The 21,591-nt window shown below is 47.0% G+C and carries 21 protein-coding genes and 1 riboswitch; of the genes, 7 read left to right on the plus strand and 14 right to left on the minus strand.

The window, feature by feature from the left end:
* The first annotated feature begins 18 nt into the window (after positions 1 to 18).
* The gene (locus QJS83_RS08505; protein WP_284608756.1) at positions 19 to 897 is read left to right on the plus strand and encodes an endonuclease I family protein; all 879 of its coding nucleotides are present in this window, start codon (positions 19 to 21) and stop codon (positions 895 to 897) included.
* A 483-nt stretch (positions 898 to 1,380) separates the two neighbouring features.
* Positions 1,381 to 2,280 (plus strand): alpha/beta fold hydrolase, encoded by a 900-nt coding sequence (locus tag QJS83_RS08510; RefSeq protein ID WP_284608757.1) that lies wholly within the window; start codon positions 1,381 to 1,383, stop codon positions 2,278 to 2,280.
* A gap of 35 nt (positions 2,281 to 2,315) precedes the next feature.
* Here the strand turns inward: QJS83_RS08510 and QJS83_RS08515 are convergent, their stop codons facing one another.
* The 3 genes from QJS83_RS08515 to QJS83_RS08525 are packed head-to-tail and all read right to left on the minus strand — an operon-like array spanning position 2,316 to position 5,431.
* A complete protein-coding gene (locus tag QJS83_RS08515; RefSeq protein WP_284608758.1) occupies positions 2,316 to 2,807 on the minus strand; it encodes a methylated-DNA--[protein]-cysteine S-methyltransferase in 492 nt (163 codons plus the stop codon).
* The gene (locus QJS83_RS08520; RefSeq protein ID WP_284608759.1) at positions 2,804 to 4,246 is read right to left on the minus strand and encodes a DNA-3-methyladenine glycosylase 2 family protein; all 1,443 of its coding nucleotides are present in this window, start codon (positions 4,244 to 4,246) and stop codon (positions 2,804 to 2,806) included. Before QJS83_RS08520 ends, QJS83_RS08515 begins: the two co-directional genes overlap by 4 nt.
* A gap of 24 nt (positions 4,247 to 4,270) precedes the next feature.
* Complete coding sequence (locus QJS83_RS08525) at positions 4,271 to 5,431, minus strand: MFS transporter (protein ID WP_284608760.1); 1,161 nt, start codon at positions 5,429 to 5,431, stop codon at positions 4,271 to 4,273.
* An 89-nt stretch (positions 5,432 to 5,520) separates the two neighbouring features.
* Here QJS83_RS08525 and QJS83_RS08530 point away from each other — a divergent pair, with 89 nt between their 5' ends.
* Together QJS83_RS08530 and polX are read left to right on the plus strand one after the other, a co-directional pair.
* Entirely contained in the window at positions 5,521 to 6,408 is an 888-nt protein-coding gene (locus tag QJS83_RS08530; protein WP_284608761.1) for a LysR family transcriptional regulator, read from the plus strand.
* A gap of 21 nt (positions 6,409 to 6,429) precedes the next feature.
* Positions 6,430 to 8,145, plus strand: a complete 1,716-nt coding sequence (gene polX, locus QJS83_RS08535; protein ID WP_284608762.1) for a DNA polymerase/3'-5' exonuclease PolX — start codon at positions 6,430 to 6,432, stop codon at positions 8,143 to 8,145.
* Between the two features lie 4 nt (positions 8,146 to 8,149).
* Here the strand turns inward: polX and QJS83_RS08540 are convergent, their stop codons facing one another.
* From QJS83_RS08540 to QJS83_RS08560, 5 genes are all read right to left on the minus strand, one after another.
* Positions 8,150 to 8,800, minus strand: a complete 651-nt coding sequence (locus tag QJS83_RS08540) for a hydrolase (RefSeq protein ID WP_284608763.1) — start codon at positions 8,798 to 8,800, stop codon at positions 8,150 to 8,152.
* A gap of 86 nt (positions 8,801 to 8,886) precedes the next feature.
* Entirely contained in the window at positions 8,887 to 9,972 is a 1,086-nt protein-coding gene (locus QJS83_RS08545; protein WP_284608764.1) for a hypothetical protein, read from the minus strand.
* A 180-nt stretch (positions 9,973 to 10,152) separates the two neighbouring features.
* Positions 10,153 to 12,363 (minus strand): DUF748 domain-containing protein, encoded by a 2,211-nt coding sequence (locus tag QJS83_RS08550; protein ID WP_284608765.1) that lies wholly within the window; start codon positions 12,361 to 12,363, stop codon positions 10,153 to 10,155.
* 54 nt (positions 12,364 to 12,417) lie between these two features.
* Entirely contained in the window at positions 12,418 to 13,569 is a 1,152-nt protein-coding gene (locus tag QJS83_RS08555; RefSeq protein WP_284608766.1) for a cytochrome c biogenesis protein CcdA, read from the minus strand.
* 16 nt (positions 13,570 to 13,585) lie between these two features.
* Positions 13,586 to 14,230 carry an ArsR/SmtB family transcription factor gene (locus tag QJS83_RS08560; protein WP_284608767.1) on the minus strand — a complete coding sequence of 215 codons (645 nt, stop codon included), beginning with the start codon at positions 14,228 to 14,230 and terminating at the stop codon, positions 13,586 to 13,588.
* 172 nt (positions 14,231 to 14,402) lie between these two features.
* Here QJS83_RS08560 and QJS83_RS08565 point away from each other — a divergent pair, with 172 nt between their 5' ends.
* Positions 14,403 to 15,377 carry a phospholipase D-like domain-containing protein gene (locus QJS83_RS08565; RefSeq protein ID WP_284608768.1) on the plus strand — a complete coding sequence of 325 codons (975 nt, stop codon included), beginning with the start codon at positions 14,403 to 14,405 and terminating at the stop codon, positions 15,375 to 15,377.
* 1 nt (position 15,378) lies between these two features.
* Here QJS83_RS08565 and infA read toward each other — a convergent pair whose 3' ends face one another.
* Together infA and QJS83_RS08575 are read right to left on the minus strand one after the other, a co-directional pair.
* Positions 15,379 to 15,600, minus strand: a complete 222-nt coding sequence (infA, locus tag QJS83_RS08570; protein WP_284608769.1) for a translation initiation factor IF-1 — start codon at positions 15,598 to 15,600, stop codon at positions 15,379 to 15,381.
* A gap of 56 nt (positions 15,601 to 15,656) precedes the next feature.
* A complete protein-coding gene (locus QJS83_RS08575; RefSeq protein ID WP_284608770.1) occupies positions 15,657 to 15,959 on the minus strand; it encodes an RNA recognition motif domain-containing protein in 303 nt (100 codons plus the stop codon).
* A gap of 269 nt (positions 15,960 to 16,228) precedes the next feature.
* On the opposite strand from QJS83_RS08575, the gene QJS83_RS08580 reads away from it, so the two are divergent.
* The gene (locus QJS83_RS08580) at positions 16,229 to 17,365 is read left to right on the plus strand and encodes a sensor histidine kinase (RefSeq protein ID WP_284608772.1); all 1,137 of its coding nucleotides are present in this window, start codon (positions 16,229 to 16,231) and stop codon (positions 17,363 to 17,365) included.
* On the opposite strand, the gene QJS83_RS08585 is transcribed toward QJS83_RS08580, so the two are convergent.
* Positions 17,362 to 17,919, minus strand: a complete 558-nt coding sequence (locus QJS83_RS08585; protein WP_284608773.1) for a manganese efflux pump MntP — start codon at positions 17,917 to 17,919, stop codon at positions 17,362 to 17,364. The genes QJS83_RS08580 and QJS83_RS08585 overlap by 4 nt on opposite strands.
* 218 nt (positions 17,920 to 18,137) lie before the next feature.
* Positions 18,138 to 19,058, minus strand: coding sequence for a TIGR02147 family protein (locus QJS83_RS08590; RefSeq protein WP_284608774.1), 921 nt, complete (start codon positions 19,056 to 19,058; stop codon positions 18,138 to 18,140).
* 105 nt (positions 19,059 to 19,163) lie between these two features.
* Positions 19,164 to 19,262, plus strand: a riboswitch (purine riboswitch).
* Between QJS83_RS08590 and QJS83_RS08595 the strand changes: the two genes are divergently transcribed.
* Positions 19,252 to 20,109: an endonuclease I family protein gene (locus tag QJS83_RS08595; RefSeq protein WP_284608776.1), complete on the plus strand. Its 858-nt coding sequence runs from the start codon at positions 19,252 to 19,254 to the stop codon at positions 20,107 to 20,109. It overlaps the preceding riboswitch by 11 nt.
* On the opposite strand, the gene QJS83_RS08600 is transcribed toward QJS83_RS08595, so the two are convergent.
* Together QJS83_RS08600 and QJS83_RS08605 are read right to left on the minus strand one after the other, a co-directional pair.
* Positions 20,106 to 20,798 (minus strand): DUF502 domain-containing protein, encoded by a 693-nt coding sequence (locus QJS83_RS08600; protein ID WP_284608778.1) that lies wholly within the window; start codon positions 20,796 to 20,798, stop codon positions 20,106 to 20,108. The two genes, QJS83_RS08595 and QJS83_RS08600, sit on opposite strands and share 4 nt — an antisense overlap.
* Before the next feature lie 15 nt (positions 20,799 to 20,813).
* Positions 20,814 to 21,590, minus strand: a complete 777-nt coding sequence (locus QJS83_RS08605) for a substrate-binding periplasmic protein (protein ID WP_284608779.1) — start codon at positions 21,588 to 21,590, stop codon at positions 20,814 to 20,816.
* Between the last annotated feature and the right edge of the window lies 1 nt (position 21,591).

The following is a 21,591-nucleotide window of genomic DNA, read 5'->3' on the forward strand; positions in this document are numbered from 1 at the left end:
ATGAAATGGCGGACCTGAATGAAGCTAGAGAAGCTCATTAAGTCAGTGATTGTATTGACAACTTTATCCCTCGCTTGTGCGGCTCAAGCTGCTCCTGCGACCCAAATGATTCCTTACTATGGGGAAGAGTTTTACCGCGATTTGAAATCGGGTATCTCCGATAAGGATCTGCAACTCCGTTTAAAAACAGTTCTCAGAAGTTATCACCAGTCACGCGCTGGCAGCCTCGACCAAATCGTCAAAGCTTGCCAAGGTGGACAAGGGAAATGCTACGCACATCAAGCGATCGGCTACACAGCTGCAAGAGTTTTCCTTCTTGGTAACTACTATCTTGTCAAAGACGGTAACAACGGTTACGCCGTTCACGACGTTTATTGTGATACAGATCGTACACGCAATGACTTCCGCGGTTCTCCACCAGCGCCGGGAAAAATTCCAGATAACAACGTGATCAATGTTGAGCACACATGGCCGCAAAGCCATTTCACAAGAAAGCATCCGGATGATGTGCAAAAGTCTGATCTGCATCATCTTTTCCCAACGGATTCACAATTGAACTCTATTCGTGGCAACAATATGTTCGGTGAAGTTTCTAAAGACTTGCTGGATTTGAAATGCCCGGCTTCTCGTTATGGAATTGGAACCGCAGGTTCTGAAGAGGTTTTCGAACCACCTAAGAATCATCAAGGAAACGTAGCGCGTGCGTTGTTCTACTTCTCGATTCGTTATGATCTTCCGATTGATCCTCGCGAAGAAAACGTGCTTCGCAAATGGAATCACGAAGATCCTGTGGATGAAGAAGAAATGAGAAGAAACAACGAGATCTTCAAAGTTCAAGGTAACAGAAATCCATTCGTAGATTATCAAGAACTCGCCGACAGAATTTCCGACTTTTAGTCGGCTGGTGAAAAAGGCCCATCCGACTTCGTTGGAGGACTTCGGTCCTCCTCCGGCGTACTTGGAGTACGCCTGCGTGCGGGCCGAAATCATCCGCCTCGCATCTGAACCTTTTTGACCAGCCTTCGAACATAATAAAAAAATTCGCTTAAAAAGCGGGCGCTTTTCTTTAGCATTTTAAAAATCTTAAAAAATCTGAAATTAGTCTCTTGCATTCCAGTTTTTGTTATGCTGCAATCATTTTTACGGGAGGGGTGATACCAAGGAAGGTCTCGGGGAGCATGATGTTCTCACCTCTATTTTAATTTTACTTAAGAAAGGCCGGTAGAAATACCGGCCTTTTTCTTTTCCCGAAAATCATCAGACATTCGTCGGAAACGAGCTGTACTAAAAACTAAATATTTTGTTTATAAACTCACACTTGTTGAATTTGCATGCAAAAGTGCCAACCTTCTTTGAGTAACGACAACAAAGGAGTGTTGAATGAAGTTTTTAATGGTTCTCATTGTAAGCGCGTTCGCTTCGCTGAGTTTCGCCGGCGGTTTTCAGCCGACGCGTATTATGAATATCAATGGTTTAAATATTGCGGCCTACGAGAGTTCGGGTCAGAAAGGGCCGGGCATTTTGCTGATTCACGGGAATACGTCGGCAGCGCGGTCGTATGAACGAGTTCTAAAATCCACCTACGCGCGTAAGCATCGTATGGTGGCTATCGATTTGCCGGGCTACGGTCTTTCCGACAATGCTCCTCAATACAATATGCAGCTCTTTAAAAGCACGATTGCGGAAGCCGCTCGCCAATTGAATGTCGATCACGGAGTTCTTGTCGGATGGAGCCTGGGAGGAGATATGGCTTTTCAAACGATGGGCGAATTACCAAATCTAAAAGGTGTTTTCGTGTTTGGAACGGTGCCAGTGGGAAATGCGCCGGGGCTTCCGCCGGCATTCTTAACGCCTGAAGAGTCTTATGCCGGCGCGGCTGTGGGGTACGGTGTGGTTGCAAACTTAAGCGCCCCGCAAGTCACGGATTATGTGACCGCGTTTTTTAAGCCGAACTATGCTCCGATCCCACAGTTCTTTTTTGATATGGGACTTCGTACAGATCCGGGAACTCGTGCGGCGGTTTTAAATGTCGTTATCGGCGCCGATCCTGATTTTTCTGACGAAGTGCAACTGGTGAAAAACATGTCGATCCCTTTGGCTATCGTACATGCCGAACAAGATGCGTTTACTCGCTATGAATACTTAACGGGACTAGCTCCGGAGCTGCCGACATTGTGGCGAAATCAGATCGTCACTGTGCCTAACGCGGGCCACGCGATTCACTGGGAGCAGCCCAAACGGTTTATCAAACTTTTGAAGCGTTTTATCGCGGATCTATAAACAAAGCCACAAGCCGCGGCACCGTCTGCGGCTTTTTATCTGGCTGAGATCTGTTTTTCCAATTCAAGCAGCCGGGTTTTAATCGGAAGACCGCCGGCATAGCCTCCTAACGTTCCATTCGACGCAATCACGCGGTGACAGGGTACAATGATAGACAATGGATTCCTGCCGTTTGCGGTTCCCACAGCACGGATGCCGTTGGTTTTTACTTTCGCGGCGACGTCTTTATAGGAAAGTGTTTTTCCATAGGGAATCTTACAGAGTTCCCGCCAAACGCGCTTCTGAAATTCAGTGCCTTGAATGTCCAGAGCCACCGTAAAGCTTTGTCGCTGTCCGTTTAGGAACTCGTTGAGTTCTTGCACGGCTTGCGCAAGAAAGCGCGCCGGTGCGGAATCTTCGCTTAAGGAAGACAGCATTTCTACTTTTTGTTTTTTCCAAAGAACGCACTGCAAGCCTTGTTCAGAGGCGACGAGAAAAAGAGGACCGATGATGGAGTCCATTTTCCATTGTGCTTGAAGTGATTTCATTTTCTTTTTCCTTTCGTTTTCTTCAAATCTTCAGAATAGACCCGCCAAAAAAGAGCCGCGACGTAACCACGCCAAGGACTCATTTTGGACAGGCTTTCGGCCGAGTGCAGTTCTAAAGCTCTTGCTAAGATTAAATCAGTCGCCGGAAACGTATCGGTATGTCTTAAAACCTTGAGCGCCATGTAGTTGGCGGTCCACGGTCCGATCCCGCGAATTTGCATAACCTTTTTTACAAACTCCTCGACATCCTGGGTGGGTTCTAACGAGATCTTTTTATCATGAACAGCCCGGGCAAAATCCACCAGCGTCTGGCGCCGAATGTTGGTGGTTTTTAAACTCTGCAGGTTCGCGTTTAAAATATCTTGCGGAGAAGGAAAAAGTTTAATGGACTTTCCCTCTGTTTGCAGACCCGAATCCTGGCCTGCGATTTCAATAAGATCATGCACTAAGGCCCGGCCTCTTTCGACGCTCACAAGTTGCCCAAGGATGGCGGAAACCGCGATCTCAAAAGCGTCCCAGCCTGAAGGCAGACGAATTCCGGGATAACGCTTCAGAAGTTTTTTAACCTGCGGATCCGCTTCAAGAGCATTGGCGATAATCAGCGGATCCGAATCCAAATCAAAAAGATTTCGTACACGCGAAATCACAGCGTGAATGATCGATGTGTCGGGAAAGTCAATTTCGACATCGACCACGTTTCTTTCCGCGCCGTGAGAAATGGCGACAACTCCCACTTTGCCGCCCATGGAAAGCACGCGATGCATTTTTCCGTCTTTAAACCATTCAAGATCTCCGACCCGATGATTGGTGTAAGATTTTAAGAGGCCTTCAAAATCAAAAGGAGGTCGGTAGGGAAGAGAGATTTTAAGAACTTCTTTGCTTGCAATTTTATTGCGGCGGATGTCCCGCGGCGCTTTTTTAAAACGCTCTTTGAAGGCGTCATTGAAACGTCGAATGGAGGCAAAGCCAGCTGCGAAGGCGATTTCGTGAAACGGAAGATTTGTTTCCACAATCAGTTTTCGGGCTAAGTTCAATCTGTTTTCAAAAGACAGTTGTTTTGGCGTTTTGCCAATTTCATCGACGAACAAACGTCTTAAATGCCGGGCCGAGACGCCGAAAAGATCCGCGAATTTATCTTCGTTAAACTCCATGAGTTCTTGGGAATGCAAAACTTTGACGGCTCTTTGCACGATGGCGGAAGTTCCAATCCAAGCAGGGGATTGCGGCGCGCTTTCAGGGCGGCAACGCAGGCAAGGACGATAGCCCACGCGCTCCGCATGAAGATGGGTAGAGAAAAATTCGACATTCTCGCGCTTCGGTTTCGCGGGGCAGATCGGACGACAGTAAATTCCGGTCGTTTTGACGCCAATAAAAAATTTGCCGTCAAAACGGGGATCGCGCGCGAGCATGGCTTGATAATAAATATCGTTTTTCTTCATGCTCGCAGGATAACACAAAACCCGCTATTGTATGGCCATTTTCGGACATGGTCGTTTAGCTTCGGCGACCGCGATAACGACGCTGGCGACGGTGATAAGACCTGCAGCCCACGGTATGGCATTTAACCCGCCGCCATGATCAAGCACCAGACCTCCGACCCAGGCACCCAAGGCGTTGCCGACGTTGAAAGCGGCGATATTCAGAGCGGAGGCCAGTGTCGGAGCTTCCTGAGCTACATCCAAAGCTCGCATTTGCAAAGGCGGAACGGTCGCAAAGCCTGTAAAGCCTAAAAGTGCCACAAGAACCACAACACCGATTTGACTGTGGCTCAAAAAACCAAAGGCAAAAAGAACTGCGGCTAGGGCCACAAGGCTTCCGACAAGAGTCGGCATAAGTTTTTTGTCGGCGGCTTTTCCGCCCACGATATTTCCGAAAATAAGTCCCACGCCAAAGAGCAGAAGAATCGGCGAGATCGCGCTTTCTGAAAATCCCGAAACTTTCGTAAGAATTGGAGCAATATAAGTAAAGACGGCAAAAACACCTGCGAAACCAAGCATCGTCAGAACGAGACTGGTAAGAACTTGCGGTTTTAAGACGGTGCGCAACTCGCTGGCGAAATTCACCGCGTTGTTCTCACCTTTATCGCGCGGAACAAAGAAGGCTAAAGCCGCGAATGCCAAAGGTCCAATGGCAGTGACCGCCCAAAATGTCGAGCGCCAGCCGAAAGCTTGGCCAAGCCATGTACCAAAGGGAACTCCTAAAATGTTGGCGATGGTCAATCCTGTGAACATCAAGGCAATCGCGGACGCTTTTTGATTTGGTTTCACAAGACTGGTGGCAACGATCGAACCGATACCAAAGAAAGTCCCATGCGCGAAAGAGGTAATCACGCGAGCGACCATCAACACAGTGTAATTCGGTGCCAGCGCACAGATAAGATTGCCTAGCGTGAAAATCAGCATCAAGACCATTAAAGAACTTTTGCGCGGAAGACGTGCGGAAAGCAGTGACAAAAGCGGAGCGCCCACAGCAACACCCAAGGCATAACCGCTGACTAAAAGCCCTGCGGCCGAAAGACTGACTCCAAGATCCGCGCTCATTTGCGGCAGAAGTCCCATAATGACGAATTCCGTGGTTCCGATTCCAAAAGCTCCGATCATCAGAGCGTATATAGCTAAAGGCATAAAGCCTCCTTTATGAGGCTCAATATAACACTGGAACCCTTGCTGATTGAGTCACGAAATGGCAAATTATAGTTGATTTGGAGTCAATAATGAAAACGACGATAGATGAGCTACAGACACTGATCACGATCATTGATAAGGGTTCCATCACGGCGGCTTCCGAGGAGCTTAATCAAACAGCTTCGGGCATCAGTAGGACTCTTGCGCGTTTGGAAAAAAAGCTTGGGGTGACTCTTCTCCGTCGGACGACGCGCAAATTAGATCTTACTGCCGAAGGAGAAACTTTTTTAAAGCAAGCGCGGGAAATTATTCAGTCGCTTGAAAATGCGGAAGAATCCGTTAAATCAAAGGGGACTCCTTCCGGAGTCTTAAGAATTGATTCCGCTTCCCCTTTCGTGCTGCACGCAATAACGCCTTATCTTGAAGAGTTCACAGAACTTTATCCGCAAGTGAGTCTGGAGCTCTTCAGCAGTGAGCGCTACATTGATCTTCTTGAGAACCGTATTGATGTGGCGTTTCGTATCGGCAACTTGCGCGACTCCTCATTGCATGCGGTTTCATTGGGCGCCAGCAAAAGGCGTCTTTACGCCAGTCCGAAATATTTGAAGAAACATGGCACCCCTAAGAGCGTCGAGGATTTGCAAAATCATCACTTGCTCGGTTTTACGGACCCGCGCGAACTTAATCACTGGCCTTTGCGCTTTGGTGGAGGCACGTCTTACGCCGTCAAACCTACGACGGCCGCATCGAGTGGCGAAACGATTTTGCATTTGGCAAGAAACGGGGTCGGCATTGCCTGCCTTTCAGACTTTATGACAAAGGTGGATCGCGATGCGGGAACTTTAACCCAGATTCTGCAAGGCGCGACAGTGGACGTGCGTGAAGCCATTCATGCGGTCTACTATAAAAATACACAGCTTTCTCATCGAGCGCAGGTCTTTATCAAATTTATTAAAAGTAAGTTGAAGGACATTTAAAGAAGGGCATAGCCTGGGGCTATGCCCGTGCAAAATATCGAAGTCGCCCAGACATTCAGTCAATTGGCAGATCTTCTTGAAATTCAAGGAGAGAATCCATTTCGTATTCGTGCCTATCGAACCGCGGCCGCTGTTCTTATTGAACTTCCGCAAAACGTTTCGGACATTGTCGCGAGTCATGGAAAACTCTATGAAGTGCCGGGAATAGGAAAAGACCTGGCTTCGAAGATTGAAGAGATTGTGCAAACAGGACATCTTAAAGTGTTAGACGATGTCGAGGCGCATACCCCGAAAGTTTTGCTCGAAATGCTAAAGCTTCCGCGCATGGGACCGAAGCGGGTTAAGCTGCTCTACGAAAAGCTGGGCATTCAAACTTTGGAAGAGCTGCAGCAGGCGGCCGAGAGCAAAAAAATTCTGAAAGTAAAAGGTTTCGGCGAAAAAACGCGGCTCGAAATTCTTGAAGGCATTGAAAAACTGCAAAAAGAAGAAAAGCGCAAATGGAGTCTTTACGAGGCCGAGGAAGTTGCGCAACATCTTTGCGATTATCTTGCGCAAGCACCAGGCTTGCTGAAAATGACCGTGGCGGGGAGTTTAAGAAGAAGAAAAGAAGAAGTCGCCGATCTTGATATCGTAGTGACGGCGCAAAACCCCTCGGCGGTGATGGATCATTTTTTACGCTATGAAAGAGTTGGCAAAATGATTTCCAAAGGCAGCACGCGGTCGACTGTGAACTTGCGCACGGGCTTTCAAGTGGATTTGCGCGTGGTGGCCGATGAAAGTTACGGGGCGGCTTTGTTATATTTTACGGGATCGAAAGCTCATAACATCGCCTTGCGGGCGATGGCGCAGAAACGAAAATTAAAAATCAATGAGTACGGTGTTTTCAAAGGTGATAAAGCCGTAACCTCAGCGACGGAAGAAGGCATCTATGAGTTGCTGAAACTTCCTTATATTGAGCCGGAGCTGCGCGAAAATCGCGGCGAAGTGGAAGCCGCGATAAAAGGAACCCTGCCGGATCTTATTCGTTACAAAGATATTCGCGGCGATTTGCATCTTTACTCCTCCGCGAGTCTTGGCAAAGGCTCTATTAACGACATCGCGTTGGCTGCGCAAGACCTAGGTTACTCCTATATCGGGATTTCAGATGTCGCGGCGAAGCTCATTACAAAAACCAGTAAAAGAGCTTTTCTGAAACAGATTGAAGAAATTGATAAACTGAACGACCAGTGGAAAGATTTTAAAATTCTAAAATCTTTAGAAGTCGAAATTCTGGAAAATGGCCGTTTGGAAATCTCTGACGAAATTTTGGCGATGCTCGATTACACGGTCTGTTCCTTAAAATCTCAGTTGCAGCTCGAGACAGGGAAACAGACGGAGCGTATTTTACGTGCGATGGAAAATCCTCATTTTAAAATATTGGCGCATCCTACGGGAAAACTTGTCGGCCGTCCTGCGATATTCAAAATGGACGTTGAAAAAGTCATGAAGACCGCACAACAGTCGAATAAAATTCTGGAATTGAACTGTCAGCCCGACCGAATGGATCCTGCCGACAGTCATTGTCGAATGGCCAAGGACTTGGGTGTCAAAATGATGATTTCTACTGCGGCAGCGAGTGTCGAACAATTGACGCTGATGAAGTATGGAATTGGGCAGGCGCGAAGGGGATGGCTCGAAAGAGACGACGTCGTTAATACGTTGTCTCTTGCAAAACTCCTGAAGCTTCTTCAGGCTTAAAACGTCAGTGCGGGTGAATGCCGTTCGAGTGCGGTCTTTCCGTTGGATAGTCTTTTGCCAAAACTTCCGAGCGTTCTTTAAGATAGGGCCCGATGATTTGGCGGCCTTGGGTCGCCAGTGGTGCGTTCCAGTCGTGAAACCATTCAACAATCATTGCGAAGGTTGTGTTCGGAACGGCTCCGGCTTGAATCAAACGCATCACGGCTGTTTCGTGCTCTTCTTTGGACTGGCCACCGACGGCATCCACGACGAAACAAACTTCATAGTCATCTTTAAGTGCATCGACAACGGGAAAGGCCAAACAGATCTCCGTCCAAAGAGCGCAAAAAATCAGTCTTTTCTTGCCGGTGTCTTTGACGGCTTTAAGAAAGTTTTTATCTTCCCAGGCGTTCATGGTTGTGCGGTCAATGACGGGATGATTCGGCAGAAGCTGTTCCAGCGAAGGAATCGTCGGGTGGTTCACGCCTTTTGCAACTCCCACTGTGCTAAGCACGACAGGAATATTAAACGCCAGCGCCGCTTTCGTAAGCGCGCCTACGTTAAGTTCAACAAGCTTTGGATCGGTAGAGCGTAAGGCGCGAAACATTTCCGGTTGATAGTCGATTAAAATAAGAGCGCAGTCTTTGGAATCCCAAATGCCTTTTGTTTTTGCCACGGTCATCTCCTGTTACCGTCACTATCCATCAAAAAGAAAAGCCCGTCTAACGACGGGCTTAAAATACAAAGTCTTTTAAAATCTAACTAGCAGCGTGGACCGCCGGAACAAGACAGAGTTGCGCCGGTTTCATCCATTTTAAAATAGTTTTTAACCCGCGACGCATTGTCGAAATGTTGCATGCCATTTTCTTCTGGCATGTGACAAATCCAGTTAAGAGCAGCCTTGGCTTTGTCTGCTTTAACGCTGGAATCTTTTTCGTTAGCCAAATACGCGTTTAAAACACGGTATCCGATGATATCGGCTTGGGTTTCATCTTTGATTTTGTCAAGAGTCGTCGCCGCGCTTGTGATGGCACCGTTGTCAGCCGTCACGCAAGACAGAGCTTTTGCATCGGCTTGATAACCGCGGAATTGCAGCTGATGCGCCAACTCATGACCTAGCTGCATAACTAATCTTGTGATGCGCTCTTCTTTGCTCTTTCCGGCACTGAGTAAAAGATTTCCCGGACATACAAAGATCACTCCGTTAGGACCGCCCTGGGGAAGAAGTGACATCGCCAACTTGCCCAGTCCGTCCGTTCCGCATGCCGTGCTCATCTGAATTTTGACGAGATCTTTTCTGAGATATTCCGTTTCAAAAGTTTCGCTGACAGTTTGAAAAACCGTCGTGTTGATAGCGCCAATCAGATTGTAACGTCCATCTTCGTCCATTTTTTCTTTTTCAATAACATTCAGTAAAAGTTTGCGAGCGATCTCGCCGGCCTCTTTAAGATCTTCATCATAATTATAAATCGAGCGATATTCTTGGTCTGCGAGGATAAGAAGTCTGTCTTGAGCCGCAGACCTTTCTGGTGATTGCCCAAATGCTTTTATAAAGGCTTCTGCGGATCCGTCAAAATTTTCAGGAAGATTTTTTTCTTTTTTCAAAAGCTCAAGGGCCCTTTGGCGGCCTTCTCTCATGAGGGATTCCGCGACAGAGGATACTTTTTCCCCGCAAATGATTTCGGCGGGCTTTTCGCAAATTTCAAAAGATTTTCCGTCGGGAGTATTCGCGGCTTGAGCTGTTTTATGTTTTCCTTTTTCACGAATTTTTTGCGCGAATTCGGAATCCTTTTCGGCGCAGGCACTCAAACCTAAGCTGATCGCGAGAATAAGGCTGAATTTCTTCATAAAAGGCTCCTTCGTGTTTCCGTCCCGCATTGCTGTCTCACAACGAGACGCAGGGGCCGCTACGCAAGGCAGAAGTGTGCAAGAAGTGACTTCAGACGAAAAAGGTCATTCGTGCGAAGTCTCTAATGCGTTCTACAGCACTTTTGCGGTGCTGAGCCTTTTTAAATGCAATCGATAAGCCTAGCGTTCTTTTAAAGACAAGGTGACCTGCGGAGGCTTTTCAGTGTCGCCTTTGCTGCCAGCCAGAAGATAAGCCCGCTCGGTATTGATATTATTTTTCGCAAGCAATGACATCACGACATTGCCGCGGGAAAGCGCCAAAGCTTTCAGCTGGTCTTCTGGAATGACGACTGTGGCGAGCAGCTTTTTTTCCAGGGCTGAAGCAAGACCGCTCTCGTCTTCACCATGAGCCGCTGCGTAGTCTTTGTAAAAGGTCTTCAGTTCTTCTTTTGGCAAAAGATCCTTCGCTAAAGAACGGATTGCCTTGGAACGATCGCCTTTTTTATCGAGCATTTTATTTATTTCTATTTGCTGTAACGCTTCGATATCCTGCTGTTCGTATTTGCCCTGAATCTCGACGGCTAATTGTGGACGCTCTTGCAGAGCTTGCGCCACCTTTTGAATTTTTTCTTCCTCAGTTTTAAGCAAAATCGGCGTGCCCGGTTCGAAGAGAATAAATTGAAGATCTTTTCCGCCGCCGACAAGACTTGCGATAAAATCAAATGGAGCAGCGACGATATTAATGACCATGTTTTTAAGCGCGGTCCAAACAAGATTGCCTAACGAGAACGACGGCGAATTCACGTCACCTTCGACGGGCAGTTGAAACTTGATTTGCCCTTTACGATCTTTCATCAAAGCCAGACCTAATTTGACGGGCCAGTTTGTTGAATTCTCGCTTTTAACTTTATCCCCGAGTGTAAACTGATCCAGCATCACGCGGTTTTGGCCTCGGATGCGATTGTTGACAAGGGTGTAATTGATATCGAGGAACATTTTACCTTGATTGATCTCATAGCCGGCAAAACGACCCGCGTAAGGAGTAAACGTTGTGAGTTCGATATTGTGAAAATTTGCTTTGAAATCAAGGGAAGGTTTTTTCGTTCCCGGAATAAGATAACCATCGCCCTTGAATTTTCCGAAAGCTTCCACTTTTCCGGATAAATCTGTTTTGATCTTTTGCGTAAGATCTTCTGAAAGAGGTCCCAGCGTACCGGAAAAGCCGTGAACTTTCGCTGCAAAATTAGGACGGATTTGTTGGTCCGCGAAGTCAATGACACCGTCTGTGAAAACGACCTTGGAAATCAAATAAGAAAAAGCGGTGGACTTTTTGTCAGGCTCCTGCGCCGTTGTTGCTGATATCGCGTTCGCAGCCGTCGGTGCTGCGGGATTTTTTAAAAAGGAGCGGTAGTTAAGCGTGCCGTCTTTTCTAAGGATGATAGCCGTCTTGAATTTATCAAGCCGCACTTCGTTTATACTGAGTTTCATCGGTTTTGTGGCGGCACTGATTGTTCTTAAGCCCAAGGTCTGCCAAGAAAGTACGGGTTTCTCGACATTTTGTTGGAGCAAACTAAAATCATGAACCGTTGAATTTCCATCGAAACTTAAAGCACCCTGTTCATATTTGATTTTTCCGTCAAGATCGAACGCGCCCGTGCGCAAACTTAACAAAGTTCGATCCGACAAGTAAGCCGTTAAAAAATCCATCGGAAAGGATTTCACCTCCAAATCAACATGGGCCGAGAGCGGTTTCATCTTCAGACTGCCGCTGATATTAAGATGACCTTTTTCTCCCACCGCAATGGAAAGACTTTTAAGAGACGTCTGCGATCCCAGCGAGGTGCTGATGTTCGTTGCTGTTAAGCTGAGAGGTCCGAGGGGCAACGCCAACGGAATCTCGTGTGTATAGTCACGAACATCCAGAGTGCTATTGGCGATTTTGACGTTTTGAAGAGTGAGAATCCACTCCGTATTGCCTTCGGGCTCAGGCTCTTCTGGTTCTGGCGCGGGTGCAAGCGCCCAGTTTATAGAGCCGTCCTTGAAAACAATAAATTGTCCTTCGGCTGAGTCGAGTTCAACGCCTCTAAGACGAATTTCTTTTTTGAGAAGGGGATAGACGGTCAGATTCACGTAGAATTTTTTAAGCAGCAAACGATCACGGATGTCTGCACCGGTTTGTTTTGCGGGAATCTTGAAATCCGAGAGCGTGAGTTCGAAAGTATAGGGATTAAAACTTAGATCGCCTATGCGAGGCTCGACACCGAGTTTACTCTGCACCTGTTTAGCAATCTGTTTTTCTATAATAAAAGGAACTAAGAAAAATCCAAGAAGGGAGTACGCCACCAAAATGCCGACGCAGGAGTAAATAATCTTCTTCGTTAACGCAGTCATTCCCCATTTAAACTGCGTCTTATTTAAAGTTCAAGAAATAAGCCGGGAGCTGACTTAACAAGTCAGCCCGTTTCCTGACCCTTTTGCGGGGTCACAACTTTCTCCTTCTTTGATAGGCAAAGGCGGTGTTGGCTCTTGGTGGGCCGCATTTAAGCAAGCCATCTTCGGCAAAGCATCGATGGCTTTGCGCAGATTTATTTCACTTTGATAGCCCACGGTGTGCGCGATCTCTTCACCGGTTGGCGCAATCAAACTCAGAGTCGGTACAGCCCTTACATTAAACTTACTCGCGATCCTTTGGTTTTCAGGATGAGCGACGTTGATACGCACGACTTGAAAAGAACTCGAAGTACATTCTTTTTCAATACGCGGCAGAAATGCTTCCATCTGATGGCAAATAGGGCAGGTGTCCGTATGAAAGAAAAGAAGTTTGCTGGCACTCATCGGCAGTTGCTCTAAAGTCGTTGTTCCTTGAGGAGTCACAAAGCTGATCTGCGCATGTTCGTTATCTTGCGTTGTCGTCGACGGAAGATTGATTTGCGTAAGGATAAGTCCGGCGACGACGATCAAGCCGTAACCTGTCGCCCTTTCGATGCGCGGAAGAAATTTTTTAAGCTTATTGAATTGACCTTGGACTAAGTCACCGCCCATCGCCAAAGCCAAAAAAGGCATGACGATTCCTAAAGCGAAACTTCCCATCAAAGAAACACTTTCAAGGAGTGAGCGGTCTTTCGTTGCAACGTATGTAAGAACTCCGCCAAGGATCGGGCCCACGCAAGGAGTCCAAGCTAATCCAAAGGTGGCGCCGAACAGAAAGCCATGCAACGAACGGGGAATATACTTACGAAGATCCGGAATGTATGCGGAGCGATTCAGCCACGACATGAAACGAGAGCCGTCGCTGTTTTGAAATGCCATGCCGCTCATTTTTAAACCATAAAGAAAAATAACGGCGGCGGAAGCGATCAATAACGGAACTTTGGCATTCCCTAAAAAGTCCCTGACAAAGGGAAGACTCAGGCCCATTAGAGTAAATGTAAAAATGAAACCCAAAGAAAATAAAAGTGTCGATTGAACGCGTGCAAAGCGGTTTGCAGATCCCGCCATCAGATAATTGGCGGCAATGATCGGCACCATGGGCAGAACACAAGGTGAAAAGAAAGTCAGCAGGCCGGCGCCGAAGACACCCAAGAAGCTCATGTCCATTTTTTATCTCCTTACGTTAGTAAAGCTTTTCAATCTCGTACGACATTTCGCGCAGGCGATAGGCTTTGTAGCCGTGCTTGCGCAGAGTTTCGACAACGGGATTTGCAAGGCTGCAATATCGTCCGCGGCAAAAAACAAAAATCGTTTTGCTTTTGGGAATAGCACTCAAATGTTTTTTTATTTGCGCCGAGGGAATGTGCAGAGCTTCTTTAAGAGGCGTGCCCTGCGCATCATCTAAATCACGAACGTCTAAGAAGGTCGCTTTTCCGGCCTTCACCATTTTCCAGATGGCGGAAAGATTCATATCCGTGCAAAGCTCCTGCGGGCAAAGCAGTTCTTCATCTTGTTGAATCTGCGGGTTCAGAGTGAAAGCCAGTTTTTGCAACGTCAGCCACATCTCTAGAACCTGCTCATTGGCGAGGCTGTACACTCGCGAGACACCTTGTTTTTCACAGCGTAAAATTCCGGCCCGCAACATCTTTTGCAGGTGTTGGGACGTATTGGCGACGGATTCCAGAGTTTTGGCGCTGATCGATTCAACGGTACTGGGACTGTTGGCCAGTGTTTGCAGGATACGCAAACGAATAGGCGAAGCGACTGCCTGGGAAACTAAACTAAGATTGTCATAAACTCGGGCTCTTACGGCGATTGATGAATCCATTACTCAAGTATTCAATAAAATTATTGAATAAGCAACCAGCAAATTTTGATGAATATTTTGTGTGTGAAATCAGAGCTTTAGGCCGAGCGTTTGTTTTTTGCCGGCAGCAAAAGCCGCGTTTGCCAGTCTTTAGGCGCCGGGAAACAATGAGCTCACCAGGAAGGAGCTTCGTTTGGTTGCAAAGAAAGTCGAAGCACGCATAGAACTTGTCACCGACAATGATTATCTTGACGTTCTTCTGCGTTTGTTAGGTCAGGCGCGGAAAGAGATTGATGTCATGGCGTACTCGTTTGCGATTGGCAGCGCGGCAGGCAAGTTGAATAAATTTACAGCGCCGTTTCAAATAGCGCAAAAGTTGGTCGATCTAAAAAAAGAAAAGTCATTAAACATCCGCGTTTTTCTGGAAGCGGTCCGTTCGACTTCCGATAGAAACTTTGTCACGGCCCGCTTTTTGGAAGAGGCCGGGATTGTTGTCGAGTTCGGGGCGACACACGCAAAGGGATTTTGCATTGACCGCGCCCAAGTGCTTTTTGGTTCGACGAATCTAACCCAGCAGTCCATTGTGAAGAACTATGAAGCCAATTTGCTTATCGACGATAAAAAAGTCGCCAAAGAATTTCATCGCTATTTCCAACATCTTTGGGAGGGCGGGGGACATGGTGAAGTCGACTTAGAAAGACCCCTGCTGGCCGACGGCGCTTTTAAAGATGTGCTGGTAGGAATGATCAATTCCGCGCGCAAGTCTTTAGAGTTTTCGATTTATTTTTTCGATCACAAAGAAATCCGCGATGCTTTTATTAAGGCGCACGAGCGGGGTGTGAAAATAAAAGGCTTTGGTCATTATCACACCAGTTTTGCGCTGGGATACGTCTATCGCACGCGCAGAACTATTGAGACTCTGCGAAGGGCGGGAATCAGGGAGCTGTATTTTACGCCGGCAAGCTTTTTTGCTCACTCAAAGTATCTGATCAAAGATGGTCGTGAAGTTTTGTTGGGAACAGGCAACTGGCTGAAGGAAGACGTTGAGATCCATCCGCAGCTCTCCATTTATCTTGAGAATCCGAAGTTAAGCAAAGAACTCTCAAAGCATTTAGAGCGACAGATGGCTCGGTCCTCGGCGGCGGAAAGCCAGCCAAGAACTCTTTGAGTTAAATTTTATGTCTATGAAGAATAAGTCCGTGTGTTGGATCGTACGGCGAAACACCGACGCTGACGCGGTCACCAACGACAACTTTAATATTAAAGCGTTTCATTTTTCCGCAAAGGCGAGCCTTTACTTCAATGCCGTTTTCCAGATTGATGGAGTACATTCCACCGCCGGAAAGATCAGTGACTTTACCTTCCATTTTTACGAGATCATCTTTGGCCATAAAGCCTCCTCTGCTTTGAAGTGAAGCCGTCTCAAATGAGACGGCGGGGCATCGGCTTAGTACGCGCGGCGAGGACTAAAGCTGCCACGGCGATTTCCGCCGCTGCGGTTTTCTTGTGGTTTCGCCTCGGAAATATTCATGGCGCGACCGGAAAGCTCCATACCGTTAAGTTTTTGAAGAGCGGCTTGAGCTTCGCTGTCAGAGGACATTTCAACAAAAGCAAAACCTTTGCTGCGTCCTGTATCGCGATCCATAATAACGTTTGCAGATATGATAGATCCAAATTCAGCAAAAACGTCAGTAAGTTGATCCGAGTCGACGTTGAAAGAGAGATTGCCTACGTATAATTTTTTTCCCATGTGTGCCTCCTTGAAAGCTGGGTGCCATTCGCAGAAGACAAAAGGACATCTAATGAAGAATGAGAACGACAAGTAGGGAGAGTAGAACACAGTCGCCTCTAAATAGATACCTCCGAATTCTATTTCTTTGATTTCGAGATGAGATCGAGCACGCTCGATTTGAGTGTTCGTTTACGAAAAAAGAGGGACTTAAAAGCGAGGTTGTGAGTCCTGACATGATTTTTGTCAAAGAGTATTCCTCCCGCGCCAGGAATGCGAAAAGATAAAGTATGGAAAAAAGCTTGGAATCCGAAGATAAAAAAACCGCGGAGTCCTTCAAGGACTCCATCAAGGCACGTTGGATAAAGGCCGTACATGAGCAGAGTGGTGGAGAACAGCGAAATATTTCTCCAGTCACTTTGGATTCCATGGATGTTTTCCTGGATAATTTGATGTCGCAACTCGGTCCTGAATTTCGTGATCATCGCAAGGCCTTCAATTCAGATATGGCACAAAGATACGGTCGCGGAAGAGCCGGCGTCGCCGGTTATCTTCTGCCGCAGTTTTTCAAGGAATACAGTTTGCTTCGTCAAGCGATCAATGCCGAGCTTTATGCCCGCGGCAAGCTGACGTACAAGACTCGCAACATTGTTGATCAAGCGATTGACTCCACTGTGTCGGAGGCCGCAACCGAATTTGCGACGGCGAAGCAAGAGCATACACAAGAAGCGCTGACGAAGGCGGAGATCAGCAACCGGGATCTTGAGCAGTTTGCTGGGGTCGCAGCACACGATTTGAAGTCCCCTTTGGCGACGATCTCGGGATATCTGGATCTGCTCGATGAAGAACTGCGAAACATACCTGAATCACCAGGGCTGGAGTACGTGGAGTTCATGAGTAAAGCGTTAGAGCGCATGCGCAATTTGATTGAAAGACTTTTAGAATACGCTCGTCTCACAACGAAGGTGAAGGCATTTCAAAAAGTCGATTTAAATCACGTGGTGCAGCGGACTTTGGAAAATCTGCAAAGTTCGCTTCATGAGACGCGGACGCGTATCGATGTTTCGCCTCTTCCGCAGGTATTGGGTGATGTGGATTTGCTGGGCCAGGTTTTTCAGAATCTTTTTGCGAACGCGATCAAGTTTCGAAGTGAAAAACCTCTTGTGATCACGGTCCGTGTCGACGGCGATATCAACCCTGCGGAGTGGCGTTTCTCGGTCAGCGATAACGGTTTGGGATTTGACCCGAAACAGAAAGAAAATATCTTTGGTCTTTATACGACTTTGCATTCAGGAAAAAACTATCAAGGAGCGGGGATCGGTTTGGCGACTTGCCGTAAGGTCGTCGAAAATCACGGCGGAAAAATATGGGCCGAGTCGGAGCCTGGCAAAGGCTCCCACTTTTATTTTACGATTCCTAAAATTTAGATCTTTAACATTTGTACAGCCATGATTCCTAAAACGACGGCGCCTGCAAGTGTGAAGAGAGGCCCGAATTTACTTGAAAGTTTCCGCGCAAGATAAAGACCCACGAGAGTCGCGGCAAAAGCCCAAAAGCCAATCGAGAACAAGTAGGGACCAATTTCCTTGTGGGCAATTCCTAAACTGACTCCCACGCCAAAGGCATCCAAGCTTGTCGCGAAAGAGACCAATAAAACTTTTGTGAAACTGTGAAAGTCCAGCATCTCGCTTGCATTTTCTTGAGATCGAAGCGCCGTGATTCCTTCGATAGCCATGTGAACGGCGACCAGACCGAGGAGGCCGAAAGCAATCCAATGATCGACCGACGAAATAAGACTGATGATGTGAGCGCCCGCTAGGAAACCAACTAATGTGGCCAGGGTTTCAGCACCTCCGGAGCAGAGGGCGAACTTCAAGGCATCTTTGCGTTTAAACGGACGACTGCCCATCGCGACGGCAGCAGAAAACGAGTCAGCGCTAAGAACCAAGCCTAAGAAAAGTACTTCGGAAAAACCCCACATAAAAAAATCCTTTTGTATTTTTGCCGTGGGTCTTTTGCGGAAATGAGACAACACGGCGTTATTTAACACCAGTGTCAGTCTCATCAACAAGATAGGATTCTTGCGGGTTAGCCGGGGCTTTATTCCCATTATGTCGACCAAGCCTTCAGCTTTGCGCTGAACGATTACTCCCTAACGATGCGCTCAAATTAGCGCCTCGCAGGCGTTTTCGTCAAGGCTTACTTTTTTAGTTTTTTGGTATCGGCCACACAGAATAGCGTGTCGGAGGCAAACAGAACCATCGTCGGAGTCTTCGTGTTCTTCTCAAGAGCTTCGAGTCTGTCGTGCATATCCGAGAAGATTTCAAAAGCTTTCTTTTCTGTCTGATCATCGAGGGTGTAGGTGCACATGAACGCTTTTGCAGGCATAAACGTTTTTGGAGCCGCGCACATTTCTGCCGCCAGCTTTAAGCCCATTCTCACGCGCATAAAACCGTCTTGCGAGGGGTAAAGAACTCCTTGAAAGTTTTCCGGAGCCACTTCGTTTTTCTGTAACGACGCGAGAACTTCTTCGATCTCTTTCAATGTGACCTTCGGATCCATCAACTGCTCTTTGATCCAATGAGCATCGTCTTGGTATTCGGGCAGAAGGCGCATCGTTTGAATCGTCATGCTTAGCGCGCTGGCGTACACACTGCGTTCGACTTTGATTTCTTCCGCAGATGGGAAATACGCGCCCTGATGAATGCGAAGGATCTTGAGAATGTCTTCAAAGAAGGAAGACATCTCTTTGTCCTCCATCATATTTTGACAGGCCATGAAAACAAAATAACTTTTTTCACTGCGTGAAAGTTCGAAGGCTTTAGCGACATTGGCCAGCTTGTCGATGGCGAGATGGCGTTCTCCATCCAACACCATTTTCATAAAGGATTTTGAGATGCCAATTTTTTTTGCCAAGAATTCCAGCGACATTTTTTTATAAGTGGACTTAAGAAAGATGAATTTATCGTGAAGAAACTCGCGGTATTCTCGGTATTCGTAGATGCTCGTCATGTCTGTCATTCTTTGATGGTAAAATGACTGTCCCTGCGCAACAATCGCGAAGAAAAATGCCAAGCCTTTGGGCTGAGTTTCCGTCAATGTCTGGTTATAACAGATCATGACAGAATATTTTCGGTGGCACTCCGAGGTTCTGTTTGCGCCGCACAAAAACATCAGTTTTATGACAAGACGGCAGTTTATTCTTGCAACCTTGCAACAATCCAAGGAATAACTTTTAGGAGTTTCCGTATAAGCTGCGAATATGGCGTGGCGTTTCTACAAGGCACCAAGAAATGCCTGACTATGGAGGGGTATGAAGACTGTAGCGTCTCTTTTCGTTCTGATGTTTGCGAGCCTGTGTTCGGCGGCTCAAGTTTCTCAACAAATTCCATACTACGGAGAGCAATTCTATCAAGACCTCTCTGCCGGTATTAGCGACGACGAGCTAAAAACAACCATCAAAAAAGTTTTGCGCAGTTATCACCTTAAAACCAACGGCGGCCTTGATCAAATCGTGAATGCTTGTAGCGGCAGCAACTGTTACTCTCACATCTCTTTAGGTTACGATCGCGCGCGTATTTTCATGATGGGCGTATATTACCTTATTGATCATGGCGGCGGCGAATACGGCGTTTTTGACGTTTACTGTAACAAAGAAAAAACGACGAAAGACTTTCCAAACGGAAATGGCCCCGGTCCTCGCGTGATCCCTGACGGCAATATTCTGAACACTGAGCACACGTGGCCCCAAAGCCGCTTCTCGGGCCGTTTTGACAAAGGCATGCAAAAGTCCGATTTGCACCACTTGTATCCTACTGACAATCACATGAACTCCGTCCGCGGCAACAATCCGTTCGGCGAAGTCGTTAAAGATTCTAAGATCCTGGACTGCCGCGAATCACGTACAGGTAAAGCAGCCAGTGGCGGCGCTGAAGTGTTCGAGCCACCGCAAAATCACAAAGGCAATGTTGCCAGAGCGATTTTCTATTTCTCTGTTCGTTACGATCTTCCAGTTGATTCCCGCCAAGAGGCCACTCTACGCAAATGGAATCAAGAAGATCCCGTTGATGAAGAAGAAGTTCGTCGCAATGACTTCATCCAAGAAGTCCAAGGAAATCGCAATCCTTTCGTCGACTATCCAGAGCTTATTGACAGCTTAGGAGATTTCTAAGGCGTCGCTTCAGGCGGTCGTATCGGCGGAGCTTCGGCAGAGGACGAAGCTTCCGTATCCAAGCGATCGCTTTTTTGCAATAGCGGGCTTGTCTGCGTGGAATCCAGTATCTTGGACGTTCCCACGCCCCATCTTGAAAAAACCTTCGCCATAGCGAGTGCAGGGACGGGTAAGACCCGAACGTCTGTCTTAGGAACGATACACAGGGATCCGCTCAGTGTTGATGGCACGCTCGGAACAAAGATCACAACATGATCCTCGCCGTATTTTTCGACGATATAGACAAATGTATTCATTTCATCGCCACGAATAAGAAGAGCCGGCTGAAACAACACATTGTCTTTGTCGGATGGAATGAGCCTTTCGGAAAATTCTTTTAACGTGCGGTAAATTGGAAGGTGGCCAAGGGTGCGGTCTTCAAGCCAATGACCGAAGCTCTGACCCCAACGGGTTTGCGCGATAAGACCGACAAGCATCGAAAACATCAAAAGAACAATCAGCGTAAGAATTTCTGTCGCGATATAACGATCAATAAAAGCTTGCGGGAAAATCGCCTTAGCAAGGGGCGCGATCGAGGTGCTGAGCGCTTGAAAAAGCCTTTGTAAGATAAGCGCAATAAGTGCGAGCGGCAAAACGACACCCGCCGCTGCGCTGAAGGTCGATTTTATAAATTTGCCGAGCGTTTTCATGGCACCTCTGCATCTTTAAATCTCTTCGTTCTGAAGCCGGTATTGCATTTTCAATCTATCAACGATCTCTTTTTCTCTTTTTAGAAATGAATTGAATTCCTGCAAAACATCAGTTCGCTCTATCGTCGAGAGATGATAGTAGGACTTGATATGAGGAAGCTTCTTTGCCAGCACCAAACGGTCAGCGGATTTGATTTCTTGTTTTAAATAGTAATCTGCAACAACAGGATTCAAATAGACGCCTTGTATTCTTTGGCTCAGCACCATTTTTAAAAGTCCGACGACGTCATTATGTTCGTAAACTTTGATTTTTTTCTGGGCGATCGCGGTTTGATACTGAGCGGGCGTAAATCCTTTGATGATTCCAAATGAGTGCAGCTCTTCCATGGTGATATCTTTGTTTTCTTTTCTGACGACAATGCCATCGGTGTAGGCGGTGATGGGGTCACTGAAAACGACTTTATGCTTTTTCTGTGCGTCTTCATTCCAGTAATAATTATTGGGATAAAGAAAATCCGTACTTCTTTCATCAAGAAAGATTTTAAACATCCGGGCAACCGGGACGGCTCGGTATTCAAAAGTGTAGCCTTTTGTTTTCGCAAACGCTTCTAAAAGTGAATAACCAAAGCCGGTGAACTTGCCATCTTTAAAACCCGTGTGCGGCAGATAATCGTAATTGCCGACTCCGATAATGAAAAAGTTTTCTCCGCGAGTCAGTTTTTTAGGTTCGGCGGCGAAAAGCGGGCTGGCAAATCCCGCCATGAAAAAAATCAGCAAAGTCCATTTCAACACG

Origin of the sequence: Bdellovibrio sp. 22V (assembly GCF_030169785.1) — a bacterium.
In the GTDB taxonomy this organism is placed as follows: domain Bacteria; phylum Bdellovibrionota; class Bdellovibrionia; order Bdellovibrionales; family Bdellovibrionaceae; genus Bdellovibrio.

Bases quoted from the DNA above. Each gene is read 5' to 3' on its own strand.
- QJS83_RS08520 (WP_284608759.1), bottom strand. From the start codon at position 4,246: ATGAAGAAAAACGATATTTATTATCAAGCCATGCTCGCGCGCGATCCC.
- QJS83_RS08600 (WP_284608778.1), bottom strand. From the start codon at position 20,798: ATGAAAACGCTCGGCAAATTTATAAAATCGACCTTCAGCGCAGCGGCG.
- infA (WP_284608769.1), bottom strand. From the start codon at position 15,600: ATGGCCAAAGATGATCTCGTAAAAATGGAAGGTAAAGTCACTGATCTT.
- QJS83_RS08560 (WP_284608767.1), bottom strand. From the start codon at position 14,230: ATGGATTCATCAATCGCCGTAAGAGCCCGAGTTTATGACAATCTTAGT.
- QJS83_RS08530 (WP_284608761.1), top strand. From the start codon at position 5,521: ATGAAAACGACGATAGATGAGCTACAGACACTGATCACGATCATTGAT.
- QJS83_RS08595 (WP_284608776.1), top strand. From the start codon at position 19,252: ATGAAGACTGTAGCGTCTCTTTTCGTTCTGATGTTTGCGAGCCTGTGT.
- QJS83_RS08545 (WP_284608764.1), bottom strand. From the start codon at position 9,972: ATGAAGAAATTCAGCCTTATTCTCGCGATCAGCTTAGGTTTGAGTGCC.
- QJS83_RS08585 (WP_284608773.1), bottom strand. From the start codon at position 17,919: ATGTGGGGTTTTTCCGAAGTACTTTTCTTAGGCTTGGTTCTTAGCGCT.
- QJS83_RS08580 (WP_284608772.1), top strand. From the start codon at position 16,229: ATGGAAAAAAGCTTGGAATCCGAAGATAAAAAAACCGCGGAGTCCTTC.
- QJS83_RS08525 (WP_284608760.1), bottom strand. From the start codon at position 5,431: ATGCCTTTAGCTATATACGCTCTGATGATCGGAGCTTTTGGAATCGGA.
- QJS83_RS08555 (WP_284608766.1), bottom strand. From the start codon at position 13,569: ATGGACATGAGCTTCTTGGGTGTCTTCGGCGCCGGCCTGCTGACTTTC.
- QJS83_RS08575 (WP_284608770.1), bottom strand. From the start codon at position 15,959: ATGGGAAAAAAATTATACGTAGGCAATCTCTCTTTCAACGTCGACTCG.
- QJS83_RS08505 (WP_284608756.1), top strand. From the start codon at position 19: ATGAAGCTAGAGAAGCTCATTAAGTCAGTGATTGTATTGACAACTTTA.
- polX (WP_284608762.1), top strand. From the start codon at position 6,430: ATGCCCGTGCAAAATATCGAAGTCGCCCAGACATTCAGTCAATTGGCA.
- QJS83_RS08550 (WP_284608765.1), bottom strand. From the start codon at position 12,363: ATGACTGCGTTAACGAAGAAGATTATTTACTCCTGCGTCGGCATTTTG.
- QJS83_RS08515 (WP_284608758.1), bottom strand. From the start codon at position 2,807: ATGAAATCACTTCAAGCACAATGGAAAATGGACTCCATCATCGGTCCT.
- QJS83_RS08590 (WP_284608774.1), bottom strand. From the start codon at position 19,058: ATGATCTGTTATAACCAGACATTGACGGAAACTCAGCCCAAAGGCTTG.
- QJS83_RS08510 (WP_284608757.1), top strand. From the start codon at position 1,381: ATGAAGTTTTTAATGGTTCTCATTGTAAGCGCGTTCGCTTCGCTGAGT.